We start from the raw sequence: 7,573 nt of genomic DNA, 5'->3' as shown, positions 1-7,573 counted from the left end.
GGCGCTGCCGAGCACCCGGACCAGGCCGAAGTCGGCGACCTTGACCAGGCCGCCCTCGGTGATCAGCACGTTCTCGGGCTTGACGTCGCGGTGGATCGGTGCCGGGCGCCCGCCGGATCGTGCGCGGTGGCTACTCCTTGCGGAGCATCGCGTCGACCACCCGGGCGGAGGCCTTGCCGTCGTCCAGGTCGCAGTAGGCCTCGCGGAACGCGGCGGCCCGGTCCGCGTACTTCGCTGCGACCTCGTCCACCCGGCCGAGCACCGAGAGGAGCTCCTCGGAGGTGGCCGGCATCGGGCCGGGCGCCTCGGCCTCGAAGTTCAGGCTGAAGCCGCGCAGGTTGTCCCGGTAGTGCTCCAGGTCGTGGGTGAAGAACACGATCGGCTTGCCGGTCGACGCGAAGTCGAACGCGCTCGCCGAGTAGTCGGTCACCAGGACGTCGGCGATCAGCAGCAGCTCCGCCATGTCGGGGTAGGTGCCGACGTCCCAGATGTAGCCGTTGCCGGCGCCCGGGATCTGGCCGCACATCAGGTGGTGCCGGCGCACCAGCAGCACCTGGTCGTCGCCGAGCGCGGCCCTGGCCGCCGCCAGGTCGATCCGCAGGTCGATCTGGTAGCCGCCCTGCGGCCGGCGCCGGTCCTCGCGCCAGGTCGGCGCGTACAGCACGACCTTCTTGCCCTCGGGCAGGCCGAGCCGCTCCCGGACCTGCTCGGCGGTCTTCTCCCGGTCGGTCGCGAACAGCAGGTCGTTGCGGGGCGAACCGCTCTCCAGGATCTCGCCCTTGAAGTCGAAGGCGCGCCGCAGCACCGGGGCCGACCAGCGGTTGCCGGCCACCAGCAGGCTCCAGTTCGGGACTTCCCGGGCCAGGCTCTTGAGGTACTTGGAGTCGGTGAACCAGACCTTCTCGAAGTCGAAGCCGATCTGCTTCAGCGGGGTGCCGTGCCAGGTCTGGACGACCACCTGGTCGGGGCGGCGGACGAAGAAGTCGGGCAGGTGGGTGCTGGCCACGACGTACTTGGCGGTGGCCAGCGCCTCGTACCACTCCGGGCTGCGGTACCGGAGCGCGGTCGCGCTCTGCGGCAGCTCGGCCTGCATGTCGTCGTTGCCCCACAGGTGCTCCAGCGACAGGCCGCGGCGGACCAGCTCCTCGTGCACCGCCCGGGGCGAGCCGGAGTACGTGCCGTACTTGCCCGTGTGGTACAGCACCGTGTCGCGCACCGGCAGCCGGCGGGCGGCCGGGTAGTCCACGCTCTGCAGCTGGCGCTGCCGGTAGCCGGCCCGCTCCTCGGGCAGCAGCACCGAGTGCGACTCCAACGACAGGGCGTCGTGGTCGCGGCGCTCCAGCACTATCCGCTTGCCGCGGGACTCCACCTCGACCGGCAGGACGTCGAAGCAGTCCGGGGTCACCAGCGCGGCGGCGTCCGGCAGTTCGGGCACCGGCACGCCGACCGGGCGGAAGACGACGTTCCAGGTGCCCCGGGAGAGCGGCACCCGGCCGGCGAAGGAGGCCGTCGGCACGGCGGGCAGCGCGGTGCGGAAGCGGCCGTCGGAGATCTCCACCGGGTAGGCGTGCTCCTCCTCGCGCCACTCGTGACGGACCACCAGCTCCCAGCGGTGCGCGCCGGGCAGCGGGAACGAGCCGCTCAGCAGGAAGCCGTCGGCGCCGCGCGAGGACACCTCGTCCACCAGCGGCTGGAGCACCTGGTCGGTGAACTGGAGGTGCCCGTGGGGGGAGGGCTTGGAGTAGAGCGCCCGGCGCTCGGCGACCGGGGCCTGCGGGTTCAGCGCCAGGTGCAGCCGCTCGGGCGCGTTGCGGTCGTCCCAGGCCAGCTGGACGGTGCTGCCGTCGGCCAGCAGCAGCGCGCCGTCCCAGTGGTCGCGGCTGCGCTCGGCGGCCACCGGGTCCAGCTCGGCCCAGGCCTCGCGGACGGCGGTCAGCTCGGCGACCGGGAAGGCCACGGTGAACGGCTGGAGCGAGCCGACCGGAGCGCCCAGCTCCAGCGGGAAGGTCAGGTGGCGGTCCGACTCGGTGTGGGTGAGCCGCAGCCGCGCCCCGGCGAAGCTCGGGCCGGAGCGGGCCGCGCCCGAGACCTCCAGCCGGTCGCCGTGGGCGGCCAGGCCGGTCACCCGGGCCTTGACCGTCTCCACCCGGAGGTAGACGAAGTTGTCCCGGATCCACGGCACGATCCGCACGTCCGGCTCGACCCAGTGCGACGGGAGGTACAGCGCGCTGTCGCTCCACCCGGCCGAGATCCGGCCCTTGTAGACCCCGCCCTTGCCCGCGCCGGCCACCAGGAGGCGCCAGTTGCCGTCCTTCCACTGGCCGCGGTGCCTCAGCTTCTTCGGGTCTATGGCCACGGTGAAGCCGGACCAGTCGCAGCTGTACAGGTCGTGGTGGCAGCTCGCGGTGGCCTCGGGGCTGTACGTCGTCCGCATCGGCACCGCGATGACCCGGCGGCCCTTGGCCTCGCGCAGCACCAGGGTGCGGACCATGTCGTGCTTGCCGGCGGCGCCCAGCTGCTCCGGGTACGCGTGCCCGGTCAGCCGGAGCTTCCCGTCCTCCCAGGTGCTGCGGTACAGCCGGCTGCGGATCACCAGCGAGTTGTCCAGCTTGAGCACCCCGGCCGGCACGCTCTTGCGCCCGCCGCGCAGGAACGGGTAGTCGGCGTACGGGCGCAGCAGGCCGCGGGCCTGGACACCGCCGCCGCTCTCGCGCTCGTACGTGATCTGCTCGACCAGCTCGTCCATCCGGCCGGACAGGGTCAGGTGGTACTTCAGCCGCAGCGGTGCGCGCAGCCGGGCGACGTGCTCGGCGCCGATCGACCGGAGCAGCCGGCCGACGTGCTGGAGGTAGGCGTCCCGGTACTCCTTGTCCCCTTCGACGAGGGACGAGAAGAACATCGGGATCTCCTCGACGAGGGTGTTCTCGTCGTAGGAGCGCAGGTACTCGGCGAAGCGCGGCTCGGTCTGCTTCGTCAGCCAGGCGCGGACCAGCTCGACCGAGGCGACCCGGTCGATCAGGCCCCTGGGGTTGGTGCGCATCTGCGTGATCGACATCTCGCCGACCTCGCGCTCGCGCCAGTGGTAGATCGGCTCGGAGAGCACGTCCACGCTCTTGGCCAGGTAGTGGTGCGGCACGCTGACCGGCGCGTCCTCGTAGAGGATGCCCTCGGGGTAGAGCAGGCCGGCCGCGTCGAAGAACGAGCGGCGGTACACCTTGTTCCACGCGGTGCGGTCGGTGACCAGCGCCGGGATCTCGGTGATGTGGGTCTTGAGCCTGGTCTCCTTGAACGGCTTCAGGTGGCCGCCGGACTGGTAGTAGCCCACGGCGCGGAAGCGCAGCACGTTGCCGGTGCAGAAGTCCGAGCCGGTCTCGTCCAGCGTGTTGATCATCAGCTCGTACGCGCTCGGCGGCATCGAGTCGTCGCTGTCCACGAAGCAGAGGAACTCGGAGTCCGGGTCGATGTGCCGGATGCCGGTGTTGCGGGCCGCGCCGAGGCCCTTGTTCACCTGCCGGACCAGCCGGAACCGGGAGTCCTGGGCCGCGTACGCCTCGGCGAGCGCCGCGCTGCCGTCCTTCGAACCGTCGTCGACCATGACGCACTCGAAGTCCGTGAAGGTCTGGGCGGCGATCGAGTCGAGGCATTCGACGAGGTAGCGCTCGACGTTGTAGATCGGGACGACGATGGAGAGGCGGGGAGCCATCGGCTACGCAGGCCTTTCTCTGGAGGAGCGTGGCAGCCCGTACGGGGTCTGACCGCACTTGGATCGGTGCGTACGTGCGCCCCCGATCCTACCTCCGGGGACCTCGCCCACCCGGGGACCACTACGCTGGGTCCGTGTCCCGTTTCAGCGTGATCGTCCCCGTGTACCAGGTCCAGGACTACCTCGCCGAGTGCCTCGATTCGGTGCTCGGCCAGGACGGCCCGGACGTCGAACTGATCGCGGTGGACGACCGCTCCCCGGACGGCTGCGGCGCGATCCTGGACGGGGCCGCCGCCGCCGACGCCCGGGTCCGGGTGCTGCACCTGCCGGAGAACGTCGGCCTCGGCCGGGCCCGCAACGCCGGCCTGGAGGTCGCCACCGGGGACTACGTGGTCTTCCTCGACAGCGACGACACGCTGACCCCCGGATTGCTGAAGAGCATCGACGAGCGGCTCACCGCCACGGGTGACCCGGACATCCTGGTTTACGACTACGCCCGCACCTACGCCGACGGCCGGATCACCCGGGCCGCCTCCGCGCACGTCTTCGGCGCCGCCTCCCCGGACGTCTTCGACCTCGACGCCCGCCCCGACCTGCTCGACCTGCTCCAGGTCGTCTGGAACAAGGCCTACCGCCGCGACTTCGTCACCGAGCAGCGGCTGGTCTTCCCGGCCGGCTACTACGAGGACACCCCCTGGACGTACCCGGCGCTGCTCGCCGCCGCCCGGATCACCCTGCTCGACCAGGTCGGCGTGCACTACCGCCAGCGCCAGGAGGGCGGCAACATCCTGGCCACCGCCAGCCGCAAGCACTTCGACGTGTTCGCCCAGTACGACCTGGTCTTCGCCTTCCTCGACGGCCGCCCCGACCTGGACCGCTGGCGCCCGGTCGTCTACGGGCGGATGCTGCACCACCTCAACACCGTGGTCTCCAAGCCCGGCCGGGTCCCGCCCGGCGACCGCCGCGAGTACTTCCGCCGGGCCGCCGAGCACTGCGCCCGGCTGCGCCCGGCCGGCTACCGGCCGCCGGCCGGCGTGGACGGCGTGCGCACCGAGCTGCTCAGCCACGGCCGCTACGGCGCCTACCAGGCCGTCCGGGCCCTCGCCAAGGCCCGGCGACTCGTCAAGCGCTGAGCGCGAACTGACGCCCGTTCGGGGGACGGACCGGCTATAACCGGTAGGTGGACTTCCTGACCCGCCTGCCGGTCGTCGGCCCGCTCGTGGCCCGGGTGCTGCGCAGCCGCCCGTACCGGGTGTACGAGTACTTCTCCGCCGCCCGGGGCAACCGGCTGGCCGGCGCCGTCACCTTCTTCGGCTTCCTCGCGCTCTTCCCGCTGCTCACGGTGGGCCTGGCGGTCGCCGCCGCGACGCTGAGCGACAGCCGGGTCCACGAGCTGCAGGAGCACATCTCCGACCAGCTGCCGGGGCTCTCGGACGCGCTCAACCTGCCCGCCCTGGTGGCCAACGCGGGCACCGTCGGGCTGGTCGGCGGGGCGCTGCTGCTGGTCTCCGGCCTCGGCTGGGTGGACACCATGCGCACCTCGATCCGCGACCTGTGGCAGCTGCCCCAGGAGGAGGGCAACCCGGTCCTGCGCAAGGGGTGGGACGTGGCGGTGCTGGCCGGCCTCGGCCTGGTGTCGCTGTTCTCGCTGGCCACCTCCGCCGCCGGCACCACGCTCGCCGGCCGGATCGCCGACGCGATCGGCCTCAACAGCGGGTACCTGCTGACCGCGGTCGGCGTGCTGATCGCCATAGCGTGCGACATGCTGCTCTTCGCCTACCTGCTGGCGCCCTTCCCCGGGATCACCGACCAGCGCCGGCGGGACCTGGTGCAGGCCGCGCTGATCGGCTCGGTCGGCTTCGAGCTGCTGAAGCTGCTGCTCGCCTCCTACCTGGGCTCGGTCGCCGGACGGAGCCTGTACGGGGCGTTCGCCACGCCGGTGGCGCTGCTGCTGTGGATCAACTTCGTCTCCCGGCTGCTGATGTACTGCGTGGCCTGGACGGCGACGGCGGACCCGGTGGCCGCCCGGGACCGGACCAGGGCGCACGGGCGGGCGCTGCTGGAGGCGGCCGACGAGGCGGAGGCGGCGGCGGAGGCGGACGCGGCGGAGCGGGCCGCCCGGGCCGAGCAGCGGAAGAAGGAGCAGGAGCAGGAGAACGGGGAGGGCGAGGACGAGGGCGGGGGGAGGGCCCGGCCCCGGGACTGAGGCCGAGCCCTCCCACCCGTCGGCGGGTCAGCCGGCGGAGCGGCGCCGCAGCAGCACCAGCGAGCCGTACCCGGCCGCGGCCCCGGCCAGCACCACGGCCGACCAGCCGCCGAGGCCGAGCCCGCCGCGCGTGCCCATCGCCGCCGTCGGGGCGGTGGTGGCCGCGGGGTGCGGCGGCGGTGCGGGCGTGCCCTCGGCGCCGCCGGCCTGGCCGGTCGGCTCGGCGCCGGCGGGCGGGAGCTCGTCGACCAGCCTGCCGACCGGCTGGACCTTGCCGGCCGCGGCGAAGCCCCAGTCCAGCAGGGCGGCCGTCTCGTCGTACACCCGCTGGTAGCCGGCCGGGTGCATCACCGTCACCAGCAGGGTGCGGCCGTCGCGCTCGGCGGCGCCGACGAAGGTCGAGCCGGCGTTGGTGGTGGTGCCGTTCTTCACCCCGATCAGGCCGGGGTACTTGCCCAGCAGCCGGTCGGTGTTGGCGATCCCGAAACTGCCGCGCTGGCCGGTGTTCCGGTCGACGGCGCCCGGGAACATCGCGTCCCGGGTGGCGCAGTACGTCCGGAAGTCCGCGTTGCGCAGGCCGGCCCGGGCGAACAGCGACAGGTCGTAGGCCGAGGAGACCTGGCCGTCCATGTCGTAGCCGTCCGGGGAGATCACCCTGGTGTCCCGGGCCTGGAGCGCGTCGGCGCGCGCCTGCATCTCGGTGACGGTCTGCTGGACGCCGCCGTTCATGTGCGACAGGACGTGCACCGCGTCGTTGCCGGAGCTCAGGAACACCCCGCGCCACAGGTCCTCGACCCGGTAGTCCAGGTTCTCCTTGATGCCGACCAGGCTGCTGCCGGGGCCGATCCCCTGGATCTCCTCGTCGGCCACCCGGTGCACCGCGTTGCGGTCGAACTTGGGCAGCACGGTGTCCGCGAAGAGGATCTTCAGGGTGCTCGCCGGGGGCAGCCGCAGGTGCGGGTTGCTGGCCGCCAGCACGTCGCCCGACGCCGCGTCGGAGACTATCCAGGACTGGCCGGTGAGGTCGGAGGGCAGCGGCGGGGCACCCGCCATCGGGGCGACCTGGACCCCGGGGAGCCCGAGCCGCTCGCCGCCGACCGCGGCCGACGGGGGCGGCTGCTGCGGGGTCGCGCCCGCCGGGGCGGCGAGCAGGACCGGGAGGGCCGCGGTGACCGCGGCGCACAGGCGCGCGAACGTGAGTCGGGGTGTGGGCACCAGCTGACCGTACCCACTCGGGGCTCCCGCTGCCCTCCCCCCGGAGCCCGTCCTCCGCAGGAGGGGCCCGCCGTACGCCGATCGGCGGCCCGCGCATACTGGGGACGCACACCGCCTTCACAAGCCGAGGACCCCCATGAAGCTCAGCCGTCGCACCTCCTGGTTCCTGACCGCCTTCGGGGTCTGGTCGATCATCATCTGGACGACCTTCGTGAAGAACCTCTGGAAGGACTCCGGCGGCCAGGCCTTCACCAACGGCGACCACTCCCAGCCCACCGCCTTCTTCTGGGTCCACCTCCTCCTCGCCGTCACCTCCTTCGCCCTCGGCATCGCGGTCGGCGCCATCGGCCTGCGCGGCCTGCGCGCCACCCGCCGCACCCCGGTCACCGACTGACCCGGAGGACGGCAACGCGAAGGCCCCCGCCCGATCCGAGGATCGGGCGGGGGCC

General features: G+C 72.8%; 5 protein-coding genes and 1 pseudogene. 3 read left to right on the top strand and 3 right to left on the bottom strand.

Annotation, left to right across the window (positions count from 1 at the left end; translation table 11 throughout):
• Positions 1-96 (bottom strand): annotated as a pseudogene (locus ACWDD9_RS35560) (protein kinase domain-containing protein); the annotation flags it as partial.
• 34 nt (positions 97-130) lie between these two features.
• Positions 131-3,703: a bifunctional glycosyltransferase/CDP-glycerol:glycerophosphate glycerophosphotransferase gene (locus ACWDD9_RS35555; protein WP_449813909.1), complete on the bottom strand. Its 3,573-nt coding sequence runs from the start codon at positions 3,701-3,703 to the stop codon at positions 131-133.
• A 134-nt stretch (positions 3,704-3,837) separates the two neighbouring features.
• On the opposite strand from ACWDD9_RS35555, the gene ACWDD9_RS35550 reads away from it, so the two are divergent.
• Complete coding sequence (locus tag ACWDD9_RS35550) at positions 3,838-4,836, top strand: glycosyltransferase family 2 protein (RefSeq protein WP_380781450.1); 999 nt, start codon at positions 3,838-3,840, stop codon at positions 4,834-4,836.
• Positions 4,837-4,883: 47 nt separating this feature from the next.
• Positions 4,884-5,909: a YihY/virulence factor BrkB family protein gene (locus tag ACWDD9_RS35545; protein WP_449813908.1), complete on the top strand. Its 1,026-nt coding sequence runs from the start codon at positions 4,884-4,886 to the stop codon at positions 5,907-5,909.
• A 27-nt stretch (positions 5,910-5,936) separates the two neighbouring features.
• On the opposite strand, the gene ACWDD9_RS35540 is transcribed toward ACWDD9_RS35545, so the two are convergent.
• Positions 5,937-7,124 carry a D-alanyl-D-alanine carboxypeptidase family protein gene (locus ACWDD9_RS35540; RefSeq protein ID WP_241853002.1) on the bottom strand — a complete coding sequence of 396 codons (1,188 nt, stop codon included), beginning with the start codon at positions 7,122-7,124 and terminating at the stop codon, positions 5,937-5,939.
• Between the two features lie 136 nt (positions 7,125-7,260).
• Between ACWDD9_RS35540 and ACWDD9_RS35535 the strand changes: the two genes are divergently transcribed.
• Positions 7,261-7,518: an SCO4848 family membrane protein gene (locus tag ACWDD9_RS35535; protein ID WP_449813907.1), complete on the top strand. Its 258-nt coding sequence runs from the start codon at positions 7,261-7,263 to the stop codon at positions 7,516-7,518.
• The last annotated feature ends 55 nt before the right edge of the window (positions 7,519-7,573 follow it).

Source organism: Kitasatospora sp. NPDC001119, assembly GCF_053598475.1.
Note: the sequence above shows the minus strand (reverse complement) of the source record. Positions and strands in the feature narration are given on the sequence as shown.

Excerpts from the sequence above, each read along its gene's own strand:
- ACWDD9_RS35555 (WP_449813909.1), bottom strand. The coding sequence starts at position 3,703 with ATGGCTCCCCGCCTCTCCATCGTCGTCCCGATCTACAACGTCGAGCGC.
- ACWDD9_RS35535 (WP_449813907.1), top strand. The coding sequence starts at position 7,261 with ATGAAGCTCAGCCGTCGCACCTCCTGGTTCCTGACCGCCTTCGGGGTC.